Source organism: Nitrobacter sp. MLSD-S21, assembly GCF_058809865.1.
On record NZ_JBXASZ010000009.1, the window covers coordinates 19,648 to 37,277 of the forward strand.

23 protein-coding genes are annotated in these 17,630 nt (G+C 63.7%); 10 read left to right on the top strand and 13 right to left on the bottom strand.

Annotation, left to right across the window (positions count from 1 at the left end; translation table 11 throughout):
* The 5 genes from AC1RT6_RS18575 to AC1RT6_RS18595 are packed head-to-tail and all read right to left on the bottom strand — an operon-like array spanning position 1 to position 4,652.
* Positions 1 to 894: a hypothetical protein gene (locus AC1RT6_RS18575; RefSeq protein ID WP_472791646.1), complete on the bottom strand. Its 894-nt coding sequence runs from the start codon at positions 892 to 894 to the stop codon at positions 1 to 3.
* Positions 891 to 3,302: a VirB4 family type IV secretion/conjugal transfer ATPase gene (locus AC1RT6_RS18580; RefSeq protein ID WP_472791645.1), complete on the bottom strand. Its 2,412-nt coding sequence runs from the start codon at positions 3,300 to 3,302 to the stop codon at positions 891 to 893. Before AC1RT6_RS18580 ends, AC1RT6_RS18575 begins: the two co-directional genes overlap by 4 nt.
* A 9-nt stretch (positions 3,303 to 3,311) precedes the next feature.
* A complete protein-coding gene (locus AC1RT6_RS18585) occupies positions 3,312 to 3,608 on the bottom strand; it encodes a VirB3 family type IV secretion system protein (protein WP_472791644.1) in 297 nt (98 codons plus the stop codon).
* Positions 3,605 to 3,907, bottom strand: a complete 303-nt coding sequence (locus tag AC1RT6_RS18590) for a TrbC/VirB2 family type IV secretion system protein (RefSeq protein WP_472791643.1) — start codon at positions 3,905 to 3,907, stop codon at positions 3,605 to 3,607. Before AC1RT6_RS18590 ends, AC1RT6_RS18585 begins: the two co-directional genes overlap by 4 nt.
* Before the next feature lie 13 nt (positions 3,908 to 3,920).
* Positions 3,921 to 4,652: a lytic transglycosylase domain-containing protein gene (locus AC1RT6_RS18595; protein ID WP_472791642.1), complete on the bottom strand. Its 732-nt coding sequence runs from the start codon at positions 4,650 to 4,652 to the stop codon at positions 3,921 to 3,923.
* Positions 4,653 to 4,766: 114 nt separating this feature from the next.
* Here AC1RT6_RS18595 and AC1RT6_RS18600 point away from each other — a divergent pair, with 114 nt between their 5' ends.
* From AC1RT6_RS18600 to AC1RT6_RS18635, 8 genes are all read left to right on the top strand, one after another.
* Positions 4,767 to 5,267 (top strand): hypothetical protein, encoded by a 501-nt coding sequence (locus tag AC1RT6_RS18600; protein ID WP_472791641.1) that lies wholly within the window; start codon positions 4,767 to 4,769, stop codon positions 5,265 to 5,267.
* 1 nt (position 5,268) lies between these two features.
* Complete coding sequence (locus tag AC1RT6_RS18605; RefSeq protein WP_472791640.1) at positions 5,269 to 5,913, top strand: thermonuclease family protein; 645 nt, start codon at positions 5,269 to 5,271, stop codon at positions 5,911 to 5,913.
* Entirely contained in the window at positions 5,910 to 6,248 is a 339-nt protein-coding gene (locus AC1RT6_RS18610) for a single-stranded DNA-binding protein (protein ID WP_472791639.1), read from the top strand. Before AC1RT6_RS18605 ends, AC1RT6_RS18610 begins: the two co-directional genes overlap by 4 nt.
* A complete protein-coding gene (locus AC1RT6_RS18615) occupies positions 6,235 to 6,825 on the top strand; it encodes a thermonuclease family protein (RefSeq protein WP_472791638.1) in 591 nt (196 codons plus the stop codon). The genes AC1RT6_RS18610 and AC1RT6_RS18615 overlap by 14 nt, the downstream gene beginning before the upstream one ends.
* Entirely contained in the window at positions 6,822 to 7,370 is a 549-nt protein-coding gene (locus AC1RT6_RS18620; RefSeq protein WP_472791637.1) for a hypothetical protein, read from the top strand. Before AC1RT6_RS18615 ends, AC1RT6_RS18620 begins: the two co-directional genes overlap by 4 nt.
* Before the next feature lie 121 nt (positions 7,371 to 7,491).
* Positions 7,492 to 8,046 (top strand): hypothetical protein, encoded by a 555-nt coding sequence (locus AC1RT6_RS18625; protein ID WP_472791636.1) that lies wholly within the window; start codon positions 7,492 to 7,494, stop codon positions 8,044 to 8,046.
* Between the two features lie 141 nt (positions 8,047 to 8,187).
* Entirely contained in the window at positions 8,188 to 8,754 is a 567-nt protein-coding gene (locus tag AC1RT6_RS18630) for a hypothetical protein (RefSeq protein WP_472791635.1), read from the top strand.
* A 20-nt stretch (positions 8,755 to 8,774) separates the two neighbouring features.
* A complete protein-coding gene (locus AC1RT6_RS18635) occupies positions 8,775 to 9,479 on the top strand; it encodes a hypothetical protein (protein WP_493029588.1) in 705 nt (234 codons plus the stop codon).
* Positions 9,480 to 9,491: 12 nt separating this feature from the next.
* On the opposite strand, the gene AC1RT6_RS18640 is transcribed toward AC1RT6_RS18635, so the two are convergent.
* The 4 genes from AC1RT6_RS18640 to AC1RT6_RS18655 form a co-directional block, all read right to left on the bottom strand.
* On the bottom strand, positions 9,492 to 9,737 hold the full coding sequence (locus AC1RT6_RS18640) for a hypothetical protein (protein ID WP_472791813.1): 246 nt from the start codon (positions 9,735 to 9,737) through the stop codon (positions 9,492 to 9,494).
* 31 nt (positions 9,738 to 9,768) lie between these two features.
* Entirely contained in the window at positions 9,769 to 9,999 is a 231-nt protein-coding gene (locus AC1RT6_RS18645) for a hypothetical protein (RefSeq protein WP_472791633.1), read from the bottom strand.
* Between the two features lie 123 nt (positions 10,000 to 10,122).
* Positions 10,123 to 10,461, bottom strand: coding sequence for a hypothetical protein (locus AC1RT6_RS18650; protein WP_472791632.1), 339 nt, complete (start codon positions 10,459 to 10,461; stop codon positions 10,123 to 10,125).
* Between the two features lie 54 nt (positions 10,462 to 10,515).
* Positions 10,516 to 10,818, bottom strand: a complete 303-nt coding sequence (locus tag AC1RT6_RS18655; protein WP_472791631.1) for a transcriptional repressor TraM — start codon at positions 10,816 to 10,818, stop codon at positions 10,516 to 10,518.
* A 515-nt stretch (positions 10,819 to 11,333) separates the two neighbouring features.
* Between AC1RT6_RS18655 and AC1RT6_RS18660 the strand changes: the two genes are divergently transcribed.
* A complete protein-coding gene (locus AC1RT6_RS18660; RefSeq protein ID WP_472791630.1) occupies positions 11,334 to 11,501 on the top strand; it encodes a hypothetical protein in 168 nt (55 codons plus the stop codon).
* Between the two features lie 435 nt (positions 11,502 to 11,936).
* On the opposite strand, the gene AC1RT6_RS18665 is transcribed toward AC1RT6_RS18660, so the two are convergent.
* Positions 11,937 to 12,125 carry a hypothetical protein gene (locus AC1RT6_RS18665; RefSeq protein WP_472791629.1) on the bottom strand — a complete coding sequence of 63 codons (189 nt, stop codon included), beginning with the start codon at positions 12,123 to 12,125 and terminating at the stop codon, positions 11,937 to 11,939.
* A gap of 465 nt (positions 12,126 to 12,590) precedes the next feature.
* On the opposite strand from AC1RT6_RS18665, the gene AC1RT6_RS18670 reads away from it, so the two are divergent.
* Complete coding sequence (locus AC1RT6_RS18670) at positions 12,591 to 13,856, top strand: DNA-methyltransferase (protein ID WP_472791628.1); 1,266 nt, start codon at positions 12,591 to 12,593, stop codon at positions 13,854 to 13,856.
* Here the strand turns inward: AC1RT6_RS18670 and AC1RT6_RS18675 are convergent.
* The 3 genes from AC1RT6_RS18675 to AC1RT6_RS18685 are packed head-to-tail and all read right to left on the bottom strand — an operon-like array spanning position 13,789 to position 17,624.
* Positions 13,789 to 15,048, bottom strand: a complete 1,260-nt coding sequence (locus tag AC1RT6_RS18675; protein WP_472791627.1) for a hypothetical protein — start codon at positions 15,046 to 15,048, stop codon at positions 13,789 to 13,791. The two genes, AC1RT6_RS18670 and AC1RT6_RS18675, sit on opposite strands and share 68 nt — an antisense overlap.
* 1 nt (position 15,049) lies before the next feature.
* Entirely contained in the window at positions 15,050 to 16,186 is a 1,137-nt protein-coding gene (locus AC1RT6_RS18680) for an AAA family ATPase (protein ID WP_472791626.1), read from the bottom strand.
* Positions 16,179 to 17,624: a hypothetical protein gene (locus AC1RT6_RS18685; protein ID WP_472791625.1), complete on the bottom strand. Its 1,446-nt coding sequence runs from the start codon at positions 17,622 to 17,624 to the stop codon at positions 16,179 to 16,181. The genes AC1RT6_RS18680 and AC1RT6_RS18685 overlap by 8 nt, the downstream gene beginning before the upstream one ends.
* Positions 17,625 to 17,630 lie beyond the last annotated feature (6 nt).

A 17,630-nucleotide genomic window follows, 5' to 3' on the forward strand; every position in this document is an offset into this window, starting at 1 on the left:
CTATCGGCTGTTGGCGGAAATCGCGGCGAGGGCCGCTATCACCTCAGTGACCGTCAGCGCTGCGTTGGTGCCGGTATTGCTGGCGAGGGCGCTCTGAGCTCTCGCAAGGTAAAAGACGACGTTGCCGTCGGTGTCGAGGTAGCGCGCGCTCACACACGCAGGGTCCGGCGGCGATCCCGGCGGGGTTGTCAAACAGGCCGACGGCGCCCGGCAGGGGTCGGCGGCCGTCCCGGAGCCGACCATGCGGGCGGGGCACGCCGACCCGGACGTCGGCCGCACGGCGTCGGTCGTTGCGCGCATGCCGAGCGCCGAGCGGCTCATGTCGCTCGTCATCGCCAGGTTCAGGGCGTTCAGCGCCGTCACCCAGAGGTTGGCCGAGCCGATCGCACTGTTCCACGCGAGGTTGTTCTGCAGCCTCGCTGCGCTGTTCATGTCGATCGCAGCCATCACGGTCGGCGCCGTCCCGACCTGCTGGCCGGCGGCTTGAAGCGTCGACGACGTGGCCGACATCGTCGAGCGGCTGGCGTCGAGACCGGCCATGACGTCGCCGCTCGACTTGAAAAGCGTCTGGCTGTTGAGGGCGGCGCCTTGCGCAGCCGGGTCGGGCGCCGGCGGCTGGTCGGGGGCGTAGGATTTGATCGCCTGGCTGCCGGCCCCCGCCTGCGGCTGCACGGTGGGGTCCGTGATGTTCGCCTTCTTGCCCGTGGTGACCGCGCACTTGACGCCGCTGTTCGCGCCCTGCCGCTGCGTCGTCACCGGCACGAGCTTGACCGTTGTCGCCGCCGTCTGAGAGCGCTGCGTCAACTGGGCGGCGTCGCCGACGGGAATGTCCGCCAGCGCGGGCGCAGCGCCGCATAGCAGTGTCACAGTGAGGATCGCCACCCCGAGCCTCATGCCTCGCTCCTCCCCATGAAGATCGGCAGCCACACCAAAGGGTCGTTGCCGACACGCGCGCGCAACGCGTCGAGCTCCGCGACCGTCTCGGTGCGTCCGGACAAGACTTTGATGAGGTCGGGCATGCTGGCGAGGTTGAGCCGCGCGACGACGCTGTCGCGGCCGTGCTTGATCAGGAACGAACGGCTTTCCGGCACCGTCCCTCGGATCCACGCGACCTCGCGGCCGGACAGGCGGAAGGCTTGCCTGTAGCTCTCGTCGTCGGCCTTCGGATTCGGGAAGAAGATGTTGGTGCTGGTCTGCTCGATCAGCGTGTTCGACGCCTTGGAGCGCACGATGTCGCCGGCGGACTGCGTGCCGAAGCCGACGATGCCGTTCTGCTTGCGGATCGTTTTGAGCTTGTCGCGGATGAAGAACGCGAAGACGTCGTCGTCGAGGAGCCGCCAGCCCTCGTCGAGGAATATCATCACGGGGTCGCCCGTGAGCATCTCCTCCGTCCGATGGAAGATGTACATCAGGGCCGCCGTGCGGATGACGGGGTCGTCGAGCACGCGAGTCATGTCGAAGCCGAACACGCTCGAAAGCGAGAACTGGTCCTCGTCGTTGTTGAAGAGCCAGCCGCGCTGGTCTGGCCGCATCCAGCTCTCCAGCCGCGCAAGCAGGTCGCCCTCACCTGCCCTGATGCGGCCGCGCAGCAGCGTCGAGAAGGCCTTGAGGGTTCGGCCCGCGGGGCCGCCCGTGAGCGCCGCCGCGATCGCGTTGCGGATCACCTGCTCCTCGGACGCGCTGAGGTCCGCGCCGTTCGCGGGCTTCAGCATGAATGCGAAGAGTTGGTAGAGGAACTCTCGGTTGGGCGCACTGTCCGGCAGTGACAGCGGGTTGAAGCCGGTCGGCTCGCCGGGGACCAGTGTCTCGTACTGTCCGCCGAGGGCGCGAATGAAGATCTCGGCGCCGCGGTCCTTGTCGACGAACAGCAATTTCGGCCGCGGCAGGACGCGCTGCGTCTGGGCGGCGATGAACGACAGGAAGACGGTCTTCCCGGACCCGGTCGGCCCTACGACCGTGAAGTTGCCGATGTCGCGGACGTGGTGGTTGTAGTAGTAGGCCGTCTGAGACGTCGTCTCGAACACCGAGATCGCCGGCCCCCAGTGGTTGCCGTCCGTCCGGCCGCTCGGGTAGTTGTGCAGCGACGTGAAGCCGGCGAAGTTCTTCGACGAGATCACGCCCTTCCGCGCGATGTATTGGAAATTGCCGGGGAGCTGCGCCCAGAATGCCGGCTCGCAATTGAGGTCCTCGCGCGTCCAGATCACCGACCTGTCCGTGAGCGCGGCGCCGACAGCCGTGACCGCCGCCCCAACCTCCGGGAGGTCGCGGCCGAGGCACATCACCGTCATGTGGTGCTCGCCGTAGATCGCCTCCGAGGCGAGCAGTTCGTCGCGCGCGTCGTCGAGGTGCTCGGCGACGATGGAGCCGGCCTCGTCCGACATGTCGACCTGCCGCGACACGCGGTCTATCTGCTTGGCCGCCTCCGGCCGGTCCACGATGGCGAAGGTCTGCGTCGCGATGAACTCGTGGGGAACGCGCAGCAGGTTGTCGAACGAGCCAGGCCCCGTCTGCGACGGGTACTCGCGGATCGAGACCATCGCGCCGAACCGCGTGTCGTCCGGCCCTGCCCCGCGAACCTCGATGGCGTTGCGCCCGAAAAAGATGCGCTTCGTCGAGAGCGCGTCCGACAGGTCCATGCGCGGCAAGTGCATCGAGCGAGGCATGCCGCCGTTGACGAGCTGGACCAGGAACTCCAAGGGCTCGGAGAACCACACGCCGTCCCGCCGCACGACGCCCAGCTGGCGGGCGCCGTAGCCGGCGAGGTTCTCGCGCACAGCAGTCGCGGCATCGCGCAGCTCGGTCAGGGCCGTCTGCCCGGCGACCGATGAGCCGGACTCGTCCTTGCGGCCGAGGACCTTGGTCAGCATCGCGTCGAACGTGCCGGCCTGCCCCTGCAGCGGCCTGCGGACAATCGTCAGGTAGATGTCGTTGACGAACATTCGGCGCTTCGAGAGCGCCGCGTCATAGCGCTCGGCGAGCTCTCGGCAAAGGGGATTGTCGAAAGTCGACTCGATGCGGGGCTGAACCTCCCGCCGCACGATGTGGCATGCGAGCGCGAACCTCGAATTCGCGAGGGTGCGGACGACGTCGTTGCGGCCGAGCAGTCGCGAGTTGACCTCGCTCATGTCGGAGGTCTCAAAGGAGTAGCCGTCCAGCTTCAGGATGGTGAGGACGAGGCCGTCGCGCGTCCTGATGACGTGGTCGTCGACGTGCCGCGTGTAAGGCAGGTGCGAGGCGACCGGCCGCTCCCGCCGCGACACCGCCCCGTATGTCAATTCGTCGAGCAGTGCGCGCGCGACCATGGCGTTCCCTCACGCCGCGTAGCTGTCCGCCGCCCAGAAGGCGCGCGAACGGGGCGGGCATTTCGTGGACTTCACGAACAGGATCTCGAAGATGCGGTCGTCGCGCAGCGTCATGACGAAGCCGAACAGGTGCAGCGGGATCGCCGCCAGGAGCAGAAGCAAGTTGTGCGAAATGAGGAAGCACACGCTCGAGACCACGCCGTTGAACATGAAATACATGTACGGGACCCCCATCAGCGTCGGCGCGCGCGTGAGCGCTTTGACGAGTGGGGTGATGAGCGGGTCCTCGAGCTCGTTCTCCGTCATTGGCCGACCGCCGACTGGAAGAACTGAACGATCTGCGCGGAGCCGAACACCAGCACGATTCCGAAGATGACGCTGCCGGCGATGCCCCAAGTCAGCCGGCCCGACCAGGCGAAGAAGCCGCACGCGATCACGGCGAGCGTCGCGAGCGCGGTGGCGATCGGACCAGTCAGCGCCGACACCAACTGGGTCAGCGTCGACTGGACCGGCTGCAGCGTGCCGCCACTCTGCGCCGCCGCCTCAGTGATGCTCATCACCAACAGCGTTCCGGCAAGGGGCCAGCGCGACCACGATTTCCTCATACGATCCTCCGTTTCAATCGACATGCATGACGAATCCGTCGTTCCAGTACGCCTGAGGAGCCGCCTTGACCGAAGCGACGGCACTTGGCGCGCCCGGCTCGATCACGTCCGCAGGACCGGTCATTCGGTCGCGCGCGTTGAGACCGCGTGCTCCGGCCGGCGACGGCCAGACATAGAAATCGTTGATGACCTGCGCCACGAAGCGGACCGTCTCGGGAAACGGGGGGACGCCGCGATTCTGTTTCACCGCACCCTCGCCTGCGTTGTAGGCGGCGAGAATGAAGAACGGATTCCGGTATTTTTCGTGCAAGGCGCGGAGAAAGCGAACGCCGCCACGGACGTTGTCGGCGGGATCGCAGAGGTTGACTTTGAAGCGTGTGGCCGTCTCCGGTGTCAACTGCATCAAGCCGAATGCGCCTTTGTCTGAGAGGGCGATCGAATTGAAGTGGCTCTCGTTTTTTGCGACGGCCTGGACAAAGCCCGGTGAGAGGTTCTCCTCGGTCGCGATGCGCAGCACGAGGGCGCGCGCGTCGTCCGTCCCTATCGCCTTGACGCCCGGACACGGCGCGACGGCGGCAAACGCGCTGTCGATGCGTTCGATCGAAGCCGGCGGCGTTTCGGCGGGGAGCACCTTGCCCGCGGCATCGACGGCAGCGAGCCGGGCCGGCTTGGCTGTATCCTGCGCGTGCGCGCTGCCCAGAGCGGCCAGGATGCTGAACCCGATCGCCGTGATGCGAGTCGACATGTCACCTCGCCTTCATTATCCAATAGACAATATATTAGATGTTGATATCGTGCCGCGATGACATTGGCAACAGGATATTCGCTTCCGTCCCCTGCTCTCACTTCCGGAGGTTGGATGAAGCGCGGTGCACCCCGGTCGGTGGCCGTCGGCCTCTTGCGCGCGCTCGGTGCGGTTGAGCGCGGATACGCGCAAGATGCGTCGTTCGGGTGCAAAGTGCTGCTGTGCGCAGCTGCCAGCGCGTCCGGCTGGTCGGGCATTCCCTATTGCGTGCCGGTCATGCAGGCATTGTTTCACCAGTTGACGACGGGCGGAGGTCGGCCGTTCTGCTCCGAGGGCAACGCCAGTGCTCTTGGCTATGAGCCTTATCAAGCGTGCCCTGCGGGGCTGGCGCCGGTTCAGTCAGGGCCCGATGGCGCAGGCGATGTGTCGGAGGTGCCCAACGGCAATTTCTGCGCTGACCTCTCGAAGCCCCAACAGGGTCTGCGCTGCGGCGACGGCGGATGCAACACGACGTACTCCACGACGGCGCGGGATCCGCGCAGCGATCCCTATTACGTCGACATCAGCACCGTGAACGGCACGCAACGCTTCTACTTCTCGCTGCAGGGCTATTGAGATGAGGCGGACCCGCATTCTCGCCGGAATTGTCGCGCCGCTGCTCACGCTCAGCGCAGCGTTCGCGGAAACGCCGGCCTCCCGCTGGTTTCCGGTGCCGGCGAACGCTTTCTACCTCACCGGCGACAGTTGGTCTGACGCCGGCGTCACCTATCGTCTCTATGGCGTCCAGTCCTGCCTGCGTGACACGAGCTTCACCAACGCACACGGCCTTCAGCGTGACTGCGGCGAGGCGTCGCTCGCGATGCTGGTCGCGCTCATGCGCGATCTGCGTCCGCGGTGCTACGACGCCGCAGAGCAACCCGAGACCAGGACTATCTTCGTCTTCTGCGTTGCAACTCGCGTGGCCGGCGCAGGCGCAGGGTCGCGCATCGATCTCGGGACGGCGTTGATCGCGACCGGGTTCGCCTTCGCCGCATTGAAGCCGGACGGACAGCCTGTCCACGCTCCCTACTTCGTCGCGCAGCTTGTTGCACAGCGCGCCAAGGCCGGCCTGTGGGCGTTCCCCGATCTCCCTGACCCGAACGCGATCATCCTGCGCGCGCTCCACGAGCAGGCGCCGCCGCAGTCACCCGCCCCGCTCTCGTCGACGACGCAGTCGCCAACACCCTCGAATCCCCACACCACAGTAGGAGAGAAGCCTTGAGAACCACGAACCTGTTCATCCTGCGCGGTCGGGTCGGCCAGACGCCGAAAGCGTTCAACAAGGCCGCCAAGATCAATGTCGCGACCGACCGCGCGTGGACCGATGGCAAGGGCGAGCGGCGCGAGGAGACGGACTGGGTGACGGTCACCATCCTCAATGAGAACGCGGCTGCATGGGCGATCGCGAACGTCGCCAAGGGCGACGCCATCTACGCGGAATGCCGGATCGCCGACGGCTCCTACAAGAAAGACGGTGAGACCATCTACACGACCGACATCATAGCCAACGTCTTCCACAAGCTCGATCTCGGATCGCGCGACGATGCGGCCGCGTAGCCTGGTGCCCGGCATGCTGTCGAGTCTGATTTTGCTGAACGGTTCGGCAGGGGTCGCGCAGGCGCCTGTCCCCGCGCCCAGCGTCTATTCGCCGAAGGCCGCTGTTCAGTCGCCGCCCCTGCGCGTCGAGGTGATCGACGGCACGCGCTTCCGTGATATCGAGACCCACCAAGTGTACCGGCTCTACGGCATCGACACCTGCGCGCCGGAGCAGTCGGCGCGTCTCGGCCGCCAGTCTTGGCCCTGCGGTACGATGGCGACGGCCTGGCTCGTGACGGCGACGCTCAACACGTGGCTGGCCTGCACGACGGTGCGCGATGACGCAGGCGAACACCTTGTGCGGTGCGCGTCCGCAGGCCACCCGGACATCGCCGCCGACATGGTGCGCGAAGGAGTAGCCGTGGCGACGCCGGCAACGCCGGACGATCCGGGGGTCCGCGGCTACGCGCTGGCCGAGCAAGATGCGCGCAAGGCCTACCACGGTCTGTGGTCGAGCACCTTCCAGATGCCGTGGGACTGGCGCGAGAGCTATGACGCCAAGACGCTGTCGACGTTTCGTGATGAGGCGGTGCCATGATCCGCCGACGTCATTGCCTGGTGACGCCACTACTGATCGCGCTGACTGGCTGCGCCGCTCCGGCTCGACCCTTTGTGGACACCGGTCCTCCGAGGCCGGAGCCGCTTTACAACCCCGACCAGGTGAAGCCGGGCCGGCTCGAGTACGCGCCGGACAGGTCGACCTTCGCGCCGGTGCTGACGGAACGCTTTGCCTACCCGACGCAGCCCGAGGCAAACGCAGCCTATCGTCGTCTGCTCGCGACAGCGCCGGTGGATCGCACCCACCCCGCCTCGATTTGGCTATTCGGCTGCAAGCCGGGCGCGATTGATGAACAAACCGCGCGTGTGACGCGCTATCGCGGCCCCGTCGTCCATTGTGCGACAGATTTTCTGGACAGTTCCGGTCGGCGCGCGCGGCGCAAGACGGCAAACTTCTACTATTACGACGCGGTGTGGAATATGCAGCCCGTCCATCCACCACGCATTGCCGCTACCTGGCGCAACCGCGAGCGATCTCCGAAGGACTTTTGGTGGTGGGTCCCGGGCCGGCCCCGCTACGAGTAGGAGACGGGTGGTGGGCCGAGAGCTGGCGTCTACAACAAATAGACAATATATTAGATATTATTCGTCAAGAGGGTGGCCGGTCGGACGGCGCTATGCATGTGCCCTGGTCGCGGGGTTAATGATGGTCGATTTTTCCGCTGGCGCTCATGCGCAATCCCTGACGCCCGACCCGGGAGCCTGGCGACCGATGTCGTATGTGAACCTGCAGACGCCCGCTCCGCAGACCGCGACTTATCTTGATATATGGAAGGACGCCGTTGAGGTCAATAATCGCGCTTACAAAGCGCGCGGCGATCTCCGCTTCTCGGATCGCAACGCCCCCGCAACAGAGGCCCATTTCGTGATTTGGAGCCGCACTAAATCCGTCGTGCTCTCCATCCTCAACACTGTCACCGGCTGCACGCTCAAGGAGTTGCGCGCGACCGCTGGCGCGACCGTTAAACTGTGTCCATTGCGGATCGCGATCTACGAGGGGCTTCAGGTCCGGACCCTTGACGGTGGTCGCGCCTGCTTTCTCGAGCTCGCTTCGCGTGCCGGAGGCGACAGCGGCGAGCCGAACCAAGCTGTGTCTTACGCGTCCTACGACGTTGCGGCCAAGATCGTGAAAACCGGCGTCATCATCGATCATCAGGCCGTCGATGGCTGCTCGCAAAACATCGCGCTGTATCCGCCATGAAATGCCGCTGGCCAGTCCATCCTTGTGTCACGCCCGCTTCCAGCGCCGTCAAGGCGACCTGCGGGGCGCGCTCGCGCGCGGCCTGGACCGCGCCTGCGGCCGTGCCATGCTGATCGGCCATCTCAGCGTCAGGATGCTTCGATGCGATTCAGATTCACCCTTTCGATTATCGCGCTGTTCGCGATTCCAGGCGTCGCGGGCGCGCAGGATCAAGCCGCCGGCCGGTGGCAGGCTATGAGCTACCACGATTTCCAGGTCCCCTCGCCGACCGACCCGTTGCAGACGCTCGTCTGGCCCGACGTCATCCGCGAGGCCAACGCCTACGTCACCGATGAACTGAAGCGACCGCTCGGCGGCAGGAACGCGCTGGTCACCGCGCTCACGTCGACCTATCGCGACGGCGACCGCATGATCATCGTCAGCACGGTGCTCTCGCGTGCCTGCGAAAGCGGGGCCAACGACAAGGGCGCCGGGATCGAACCGTCGATCTGCCCTCTGCGCATCGTCACCATCGAGAACGGCAAGGTTCTGACCGTCAAGTCAGACACTGGCTGCTACACAGACCACACCGACCCCGACCTTTCAGCGAAAAACCGCAACGACAACTCCTACACGCGTTACGACCCGGCCGCGGGCACGATCAGCTTCCGCACGACCATCGGAGGCCGCGAGGTGCCGGGTTGCGCGCGGACCTACTCCCTCAAATGAAGCAGGATGCGGAGGAAACCATGCGCACGCGTCTCGTCAGCCTGCTGTTCATCTTTGTCTTTTGCGCGGGCCTTCTCTGGCTGGGATCCGAGCTGGCGACGGCGGGGCAATACTGCGAGCGCACCCACTACTCCGCCCAGGATATCACCGATGCCGTGAGGAACTCTCCGCTGCGGGACGACCTCAAGGGAACTTCATGCTCGCTTGGCGGTCTGGGTCGCTTCGAGTCGGGCGGCAACAAAGGCAACTACAACGGGAGCTGCTGCACCGGCATCTTCCAGCTCAACAATGCCAACGTCCAGAAGTACGCCGGAACGGATCGAGCCGGCTACGGATGCATGTCGTTGCAGAAGCAGGTCGACTCTTGGGCGAGGCTGACCAACGATGGCTACAACTCGCCTGCCGTCCGGCAACTCGCCTCGTTATCAACCTTCGATAGCCAGAAGGTAGACGCCAGCTTTATCGCGGCGTGCATCCAACTCGGCACCGGCAATTGCCAGAAGATGTTGAATTCAGGCAAATGCTCTGGATTCGCCGACATCAACGGCACGACCATTTGCAAGATGGCGAACAATGCGCGCGCGATGGCGGATCCGAACTGCCAGAACGGCCAGGCCGTCTGCGGCCCCTCCGGGCCAGGCGACTTCCCGACCTCGACCGGCATCGCTGCCAACCCGCCGACCGCTGCGAGCGCATCGATCGTCGTCAATCCGAGTGACGTCTAGGCGGTCGCTCTGTCAATTCACCTCGGACGGGTCGCGGACGATGAAGGGGGCGAAGAAGTTCAGTTGCTCTTCCGTCGACGTGCAGAGGTTACCGCCGCGGTAATGCGCGTGCACCAGTGCCCAGAACACGACCTCGTCGGAGCGGCCGGCGAACAGGGCTTTCTGCAAAGTCCTGCCGATCAGGGTGAGCGCTCTCAGATGGTCGTAGCGGGCGTGCAGCTCGTGCGCGACGATCTTGGTATCAGCAGTCCGTATCACAGGCATTTCCTCTTTCTCGCATTCGGGTTGGTTACGCCGCCGAGGGCAAGGGCGCGTCCACGTAGACGGGCTCGCCAGTGGCCCGCACGGCTTGGATGGCCTCAAGCGGCTCGCGGTTGAAGGACATGCGCAGCGCGACCACCTCGTCTCGGCCGATGCGCTTCGGAAACCCGAGGGGACGGATGAAGAAGCGAAGCTGCATGGCGAGCACCATCAGTCGCCAGTCGATCGCGACCGTGGCGGTGTCGACCTTGCTCGCCATCCCTCACTCGACGAGGCCCTGCGCGAGCTCGAGGAAAGGACTGTCGCTGCGCGGCCGCATCTCGCGGTGGCCGTGTGCGACGCAGAAGCGCGTCCACTCGAACACGCGCGGGCGGCGACGGCATCAGTCCGTCAGCACGTGGTTGAGCAGGTGCGGGCGCGACGTCGATGGCAGTCGCTGGTAGCCGACGATCTTGTCGCCGCGGATGCAGACTTGGTGGATCGCATGTGCGTCGTCGAACCTGTCGCGCTCGCGCCCGTCAGGCTGCCGCAGGTCCTCCCAACCCTTCTCTCGACAAAGACCGCATGGCGGAAACGGAAGGCCCGGTCCATCAGCGCCGTGTGGCGGCTGACGTCCGAGCCGGGAATGACCTTGAGCATCGGCGACTCCTCGGCTTGCTGGAAAAGCCGAGTTGGCCACGCATGACGCGGTGCCGGTATGGTCAGAAAAGACCATTGCCACCGTGAGTTCCACATTGCAGGCGTGGTGCCAAGGACTGCGAAGACAGGTTTGGGGCTAGCCGGCGCCGGAGGGCGATGGGCAGCCCTCAGGCGGAAGGGCGACGCCGTGGCCGTCGGGCACGTAGCCGAGCCCGTCGCACAGGTCGCGGAAGACAACGCGCCGGCGCTCCTTCTCGGCCTCGGCAGACGCGCAGCGAAGCGCGTGCTCCTGGTCGGTGGTGCCTTCGGGCCGACAGGCCAGACAACTCGCTGCGTGGAACGCGCGCTCCCATGCCGCCAGCGCCTCGACGTAGGCGCGGTGGGCTGCGACCGCCTGCGACTCGAGCAAGCTGTTCTGCAGCTCCCCAGCCCTGACCACTCGAACTCTCCCGGCGAGACAGTGTCTGCGGTACGCCCCCGCAAACAAAACTCGGTGACTCTTGGTGATCGGGGAGTTCGAAAACCGCTGTTACACGGCCCCGTGGCCTTTAGTTCGGATGAACCTGTTGCATACGCCACAGGCTCCCCGACCATAAGGTCAAGGAGTGCGGTGCCGTGTCGGCCGGCACCAACCGGTAACAGAGGGGTTTCGACGCCCCAGGGCAGCGCGTACTGCCCCGCACGATTCATAACCCCTTGTTGGATCGTGTTCCAGATGGTTTCGCTAATCCGCCGTCGCAAACGGCGTAAGGGCTCGCACTACAGGCGAAATCTAGATGCACGGCCAGATATGACGAGCACGCGAGCGACGAAGAACGCCGGGAGCGGCGATGAGCCGACGGCGGCATTGCGTCCGGTTCGCACCGTTTCGACGCCGAGAGATCCAGGAGGCGGCGGACGCAGCAGCTCCGACTCGGGGCGCGTGAAATAGATCCGGTGCGCCCAGTCGGACGAGTGCAACACCACGACCTTGCGGTCGTGACCGCCGCGCTGTTCAAAGGCCTGTCTTTGAACCTGATGGGACTTTGGGTGTTCGGCTCCACCATCTACCGGTCCGACTTATCGTTCCGCGAGCCGCTCACGGACAATCCGCCGCAAGACTGGCTTCCCGACATCGACTAGGCCTGGTTTCGCGGCTCGTTCGCCATGGACGAGGTCGTGTTCTTTCACCGGCCCTCCGGCACGGCGATCGTCGCCGACTTGGTCCAGACTTTCAGCGATCGCTTTCTCCGCAAGCACTGGGGTTGGTTTCGCCTCCTCGCACGCCTTGATGGCTTCACGCAGGACCAGGCCGGCGCGCCCCGCGAATGGAGACTATCGTTCATCAACCGCGCGCCGGCACGGCGGGCGCGAGCCAAAGCGCTCAGCTGGAATTGTCAGCGTGTCATCATGGCCCATGGGGAGTGGATGCGAAGTAACGGGCATGCACTGCTTGCAAAGTCGTTTCGTTGGCTTGGCCTGATCGATCACCATGTAGGGATCGTCAGAAGTCTCGGTATCGCGACCGTCACGAAACCAGGCCTGCAAAACGCGTGGGGACTGCACGGCCTCGGCGGGTCAACCACTAGGCTGATCCAGCCTCGCGAGGCGATCGGGCATGTCGAGCAGCTTCATTGCCGCGGCGGCGATGGCTTCGCCGACTGTCGGATAGGTCTCTGCCGAACTCATCGAGACTCCGTCCGGAAATGTCACTGTCGCCTGGTAGCCATTGCCTTTTGGTGTGGCCGATAGTTCAACTACGGGCATGTCGCGACTCCTTTCCCGCCCATTGTGATGGTTGATCGATACGCGGTCATTGTCCGCGCGCGTCGCCGAGGTCTACGGCCGAAGTTATAAACCAGCGCACCTCAGTTGGCTCCGATTTCGATTGCCAAGTAATCCCACGATTTTCGCGGGTGGAGTGTGAAACTCATTGGTCTGCTGGTCCCTGTGCGGTGATGGCCCGTTTCCCTGCAGACTGGATTCGATCGACAGATCGGACGGGCACGCAAATCTGCGATGCGTCATTACGAAATATCCAATTTGTAACACAGCCCGCGCAAAGAAGCAGAAGCGCTCGCGAATAAATATAATGATATATCAATAGTTTAGTAGGAGTTCGCCGGGGCGCCTCGTGATGCATTTTTTAGCAATCGCGCGTTCTAGCTCATTTGGTTGTTGTCATACAAATACGAGTCAGCTAGCGTCGCTCTGTAACACGTAAGGAATGCCATGCCTCGCCCACGCGCTCATAAGCCCCGTTCCGCCGTCGCCAATGTCCGTCTCACCACCAGCGAACGGCGTCAGATCGAACGGGATGCTGAGGCCCGAGGATATAAATCGGTGTCCGAATATCTTCGCTCGTTGTTGGTGGCTAACGTCAGCCAGCCGCCGCCGATCAACGTGATGTCGGATTTTGAAAGCAAATTTCCAAAGAAAAATATCCGCTCCTTTCACCACACCTCCTTCGGCGAGGTCATGTGGGGGGATAGCCGCTCCTATCTCTTCAGCGCTCCGAAAAATTCCGTCGATCTCATTATGACCAGTCCGCCGTTCGGCCTGGTCCGCAAGAAGAGCTACGGCAACGAGGACGCCGAGCAGTATTGCGAGTGGTTCCGGCCGTTCGCTGAAGGTTTCAAGCGCGTCCTGAAAGATGATGGCAGTCTCGTCATTGATATCGGCGGTGCCTGGGTGCGGGGACAACCCACCCGCAGCCTGTATCATTTCAAGCTTCTTATCATGTTGGTCGAGGAGTTTGGATTTCATCTCTGTCAAGAGCACTACTGGTGGAATCCATCCAAGCTTCCCACCCCAGCCGAATGGGTCAACGTGCGCCGCGTGCGGGTGAAGGACGCCGTGAACTGCGTGTGGTGGCTCTCCAAGACGCCGTTCCCGAAGGCGAATAACCGAAGGATTCTGCAGCCCTACAGCAAGTCGATGCGTGATCTGCTCAAGAACGGCTACGTCGCTAAGCTTCGTCCGTCCGGCCATGACATTTCGGAGAAGTTTCAGGTCGATAACGGCGGATCGGTGCCGCCCAATCTGCTCGCCATCGCCAACACGGAATCGACCAGCCGCTATCAGGAATACTGCCGCGACAACAATATTCCCATTCACCCGGCGCGCTTTCCCGCCCAGTTGCCGGAATATTTCATCCGCATGCTGACCGATCCCGGCGACCTGATACTCGACCCGTTTGCAGGCTCATGCGTCACGGGCGCCGTCGCCGAGGCCACGAAGCGCCGTTGGATTTGCTGCGAGCTTTCCGAAGAATACCTGCAAGGCGCCGTCGCCCGCTTCGCCAAACCGATCATGCCGACCAGCAAGGAGAAGGAAGTCACCTATGAAATCGCCGCCCCTTGCTCGCTGGCGATCGACGAGGATAAGCAGCTGTTGTTTGCCGATGGCGGCGCCAAGCGCTCCCCGAAAATCAAAAGGAAGGAAGGGACCCGCCGCCGCAAAGCGCCGCAGCCCAAGGAGCAAGAACTTCCCGCCTGATGCCAGCGAAATCGGCGACGCGCGGGACGTTTGGCGGAAGCTTGGACAGCGTGAGGCCCGCGATTCCCTGGCTCATCACCGCGACGCTGCTGCCGATCAGGCGGTCAAGTTCATCGGGTTGCGCGTAACCCCGCGCATAGCGCACGATCTGGCCGACCGCGCTTTTTAGCCGGTCGGTCGCGTCCTCGCCGGTCAGGTATTTGACCTCGATGATCGCGGCCACGGCGTTTCGTGCATGGTCTATGATGACCAGATCGGGACGGTCCGCGCCCTCCGAAATCCCGTATGCCGCAAGAATGCTCCGCTCTCGTGCTTCGGAAGGCTCGGGCTCGGGCGCCTGATAATAATCCGTCCGGGACTGCCAATGGATTCCAAAATCGCCGGTCCGCGCGAGGTAGCGCCGTGTGTCGCCCACGAGAAGGTTTAACGTGAGGGGCTTTTGTTGCGCGGCAGCAAGCGCCTCGGCCGCGCCCAAACCGACCGCTAGTTCAAAGCAGCGCCACGGCTCGAGCGGACCAAGCATCGTCTCGCGCAACATGGCGGTGATCGTTTCCGGATCGCCGCTCTCGACTTTGAGAAGATAGCGGTAGGCCTCCGTCGCCTTGTGATAAAGCCGGCGCCGGGAACGGCTTGCTTCCGTGATAGCCGCGGCGGTGGGCCGTCGGTTCAAGACCTTGCTATCCGCAAGTTGCGCGATGCTTTGTAGTCTTCGGCACTGATCGAGATGCTGGCGCGCCTGGTCGATGCGATCCCGGTAGCCGGCGCTATCCAATGTCACCACGGAGAAACGGGACGCGAGCGCCCACGCTTCCATGACAACCCAGCCCAACACCTGATTGGCGCCCGAACTGTAGGAGCGGGTCGGCTCGTTGCCGACAACGGCGGTTTCCAAACCGGACACTCTTCGCAACCGCACGGTCCTGATGGCATCGAGGCGTCCCCGCAGAACGCCGTCCTCGACTCGCGCTTCGCTATTCAGCACCGACTGGACTTCGTGCCGGTTCGCAAGCACGTAGGAAACAAGCTCGGATACCGGCTTCGAGAGCGACCAGTGCAGGCGCAGCAGGTCCCGGTCGCGCCTCATCACGAGGGATGGCTGATCCATGGAAAGACGTTGCGCCGCCGAAAAGTAACGCAGGAAAACCGCCGCGGCGTAGTCGATCACGGATCGGTCGAAGGCCGCGGCGTCCATCCTAGACGGCCACGCTTTGCAGCCGCCGCTTCAACCGCGCGGCTTCAGGCGCATCTTCCGCTAGGCCAAGGGCGGCGATGACGCCAGCGGCGATGTTATCGGCCTCGTGCCTCAGGATGCCGTCGAGCAGCGGCAGGAAATAAAGGTCGAAGACGTCAAGATAGGCCAGCTGGGCTTCGCCCTCGGGCGCGGCCAGAAGATCGGCGCTCGGAGCGAGGCGTCCCATCGCATGAATGGCGTCAATGACCGGGGCGCCGCCGAGCAGGCGCACCGCGTTGACCGCGTTCCATATCGCGGCGAGAGGCGACGCGCCGGTGCCATGCGTTTCTCGTCCGAGCACTTTCTCAAGGTAATCCCGAACGAATCCCGCCGTATCCGAAGGCGCATCCACGTAAATCCATGCGAAGCGCCGGCTCAAGGCATAGCTCATCTGGTAGAGCGAGGCCTTGTCGATGGAGTTGATCGTGGCGATGAGCCTCCACGCGGCGCCGGGAGCATATTCATGGGGCGCGGCATCGGATTTGGCCGCGGGCAGGATGGTGTATTGCGGGCTGTCGGCGTCGCCTGCGTCGAGGCGGTACGGAAGCGTGGTCGATTGCCCCGAAAGGACAGTGAAAAGCGGACCAATGACCTTGTCGATGTCGCAGCGGTTCAGTTCGTCGATGATCAGCGGCCGGTCAAAATCCCGCAGCAGCACGCCCGGAAAGAATTTAACCGTACCGCCGGCCATCGGCTGATAGCCGCCGATGATGTCCTGCGAACTCCAGTCCGCCGACCCGGTGATCAAGGTCCAGTTGCGGCCGTTGAGGACCCCGGCCAGCCATCGCGCGAGCGTCGTCTTTCCCGTGCCCGGCGGTCCATAGAACATAAGATGCTGCTTGCCGGAATTGACCGCGGCTTCGATCTGGCGATAGACGCCTGGATCAATGCCGATCAGATCCTCGAACGGCGTCAGTTTCAGCGGCTCGCCGGGCTCAAGTCCGCCCGTATCGGATTCTTCTTCCGCTTTCAGTTGCGCGGGCGACGCCGTATGCCGGCTTGACGGACCGGCATGCTGATAGGCGGTTTGAATGGCTGCCTTGACCGTATCCTGGTCGGCTTCGTCGATCAGGCTGAAAACATGGATCGGCTCAGCCATGCGCGGCCTCCGCAACGTGGATGAGCCTCGCCACGGCGTCTGTCGCCTCGCGGTAGGTGATGTGCTTCGTCGCGCCGTTGATGTTCGCGGAAAAGCTTTCTTCGGGGCTGTTGAGGCAGAGCAAGCCCGCGAAAATATAGGGCTGCGTTTCGCCCATGTAGGTGAGGATGCCGGTCGCGGGATCAAAGTCGTCGAAGGCTTGCCCTGACGATCCGATCTTGAGGCCATGCGGAAAACAGAACAGCAGCAGCCATTCCCACGTCTCGATGATCTGAAAGGCGTCGTCGCCAAGCTTGGCAACCGGCAGGATACGCACGCCGAGCGCGCCGGAATCGCCGCCCTTGGTGTTGGCAAAGCCGATCACACGGGAGCGGTGGCCCTCGGGAACGCTTGCGGCGAGGTCCGGCTTCGTCAAATCGAAATGCAGAATCCAGCGCGGCGGCTTGGCGGTGAGACCGCTATCCTCGCTCCAGTAGCCCGTCGCTTCCGACACGGCGTGATCGTCACGCAATCGCGGAATGGTCGTGTCGCGTCCCGACTGGTTCAGGCGCAACCCCCGGTCCTTGAGATAGGCATCGAGCCATGAGGCGAAATTCTTGCGGCTTCCCTCACGGTATGCCGAAAACCACTGGTTCTTGATGTCGTCTTGGTAGAAATCGACTTCGTGCGTTCCGCGCTCCTTCTCGAGAACCTTGCGGATGGCGTTGATGGCGCGATCGTAGTCAAGAAGGCTTTTGTTGCGCGAACGAATGCGCTGATCGGGCGGCAGTTTTCCTTTCAGCGCCTCGTAAATCTGCTCGCGGTGATGCCGCGACGTGTTGCGTTCGATATCGTCGGGAAAAAGAAAATAGAGAAAGACGTTTCGCGCGAGACGCTTGTCCGAGCCCGGCTGCTCGTCAAGCCATGCCCCGAAGTCCCAAGGGGCGTTCTCCTGAATCAGCTGGCGCCGCCGCGCGGTAGGCAGGCTTTTGAACGCGATCACGATCCGCAAAACATATTCGAACTCCGCCGGGCGCTGCGTGAGATAGGCCGTGCCTGGATGCCCCACGCCGCGAAGGTGAGCATCGTCGAGGAATTTTGATTCCGGCAAAGGCTCGCCGGACCAGGACCAGACGGTGGCGATGGCCTCGCGTTTCGTCTCGGCCTTCATGGAGGACGGCGAGGGAAAGAGCAGAAGAAACCAGATCACCTCGGCCGCAACCTGAATCGTCTCCTTCGACGCGCCCTTCATCTGCTCCGACAACTTGTCGATGAAATCCCGGCTGCTGCCTTCGATCGGGTTGTCGGCAAAGCGCTTCAGGACATCGTTCAGAAGCGCCAGCGTCCAAAGGCTCTTGTCCGTGAACAGCGAACCGTCGCCAACAAAACAACGATCTTCCCAGGCGTCTGCCGCCTCCAGTACTGCGCCGATATCCGGCTCCCCCGTCCAACGCGACACGATCCC

Excerpts from the sequence above, each read along its gene's own strand:
- AC1RT6_RS18575 (WP_472791646.1), bottom strand. The coding sequence starts at position 894 with ATGAGGCTCGGGGTGGCGATCCTCACTGTGACACTGCTATGCGGCGCT.
- AC1RT6_RS18580 (WP_472791645.1), bottom strand. The coding sequence starts at position 3,302 with ATGGTCGCGCGCGCACTGCTCGACGAATTGACATACGGGGCGGTGTCG.
- AC1RT6_RS18585 (WP_472791644.1), bottom strand. The coding sequence starts at position 3,608 with ATGACGGAGAACGAGCTCGAGGACCCGCTCATCACCCCACTCGTCAAA.
- AC1RT6_RS18590 (WP_472791643.1), bottom strand. The coding sequence starts at position 3,907 with ATGAGGAAATCGTGGTCGCGCTGGCCCCTTGCCGGAACGCTGTTGGTG.
- AC1RT6_RS18595 (WP_472791642.1), bottom strand. The coding sequence starts at position 4,652 with ATGTCGACTCGCATCACGGCGATCGGGTTCAGCATCCTGGCCGCTCTG.
- AC1RT6_RS18600 (WP_472791641.1), top strand. The coding sequence starts at position 4,767 with ATGAAGCGCGGTGCACCCCGGTCGGTGGCCGTCGGCCTCTTGCGCGCG.
- AC1RT6_RS18605 (WP_472791640.1), top strand. The coding sequence starts at position 5,269 with ATGAGGCGGACCCGCATTCTCGCCGGAATTGTCGCGCCGCTGCTCACG.
- AC1RT6_RS18615 (WP_472791638.1), top strand. The coding sequence starts at position 6,235 with ATGCGGCCGCGTAGCCTGGTGCCCGGCATGCTGTCGAGTCTGATTTTG.
- AC1RT6_RS18620 (WP_472791637.1), top strand. The coding sequence starts at position 6,822 with ATGATCCGCCGACGTCATTGCCTGGTGACGCCACTACTGATCGCGCTG.
- AC1RT6_RS18625 (WP_472791636.1), top strand. The coding sequence starts at position 7,492 with ATGGTCGATTTTTCCGCTGGCGCTCATGCGCAATCCCTGACGCCCGAC.
- AC1RT6_RS18630 (WP_472791635.1), top strand. The coding sequence starts at position 8,188 with ATGCGATTCAGATTCACCCTTTCGATTATCGCGCTGTTCGCGATTCCA.
- AC1RT6_RS18635 (WP_493029588.1), top strand. The coding sequence starts at position 8,775 with ATGCGCACGCGTCTCGTCAGCCTGCTGTTCATCTTTGTCTTTTGCGCG.
- AC1RT6_RS18645 (WP_472791633.1), bottom strand. The coding sequence starts at position 9,999 with ATGGCGAGCAAGGTCGACACCGCCACGGTCGCGATCGACTGGCGACTG.
- AC1RT6_RS18665 (WP_472791629.1), bottom strand. The coding sequence starts at position 12,125 with ATGCCCGTAGTTGAACTATCGGCCACACCAAAAGGCAATGGCTACCAG.
- AC1RT6_RS18670 (WP_472791628.1), top strand. The coding sequence starts at position 12,591 with ATGCCTCGCCCACGCGCTCATAAGCCCCGTTCCGCCGTCGCCAATGTC.
- AC1RT6_RS18675 (WP_472791627.1), bottom strand. The coding sequence starts at position 15,048 with ATGGACGCCGCGGCCTTCGACCGATCCGTGATCGACTACGCCGCGGCG.
- AC1RT6_RS18680 (WP_472791626.1), bottom strand. The coding sequence starts at position 16,186 with ATGGCTGAGCCGATCCATGTTTTCAGCCTGATCGACGAAGCCGACCAG.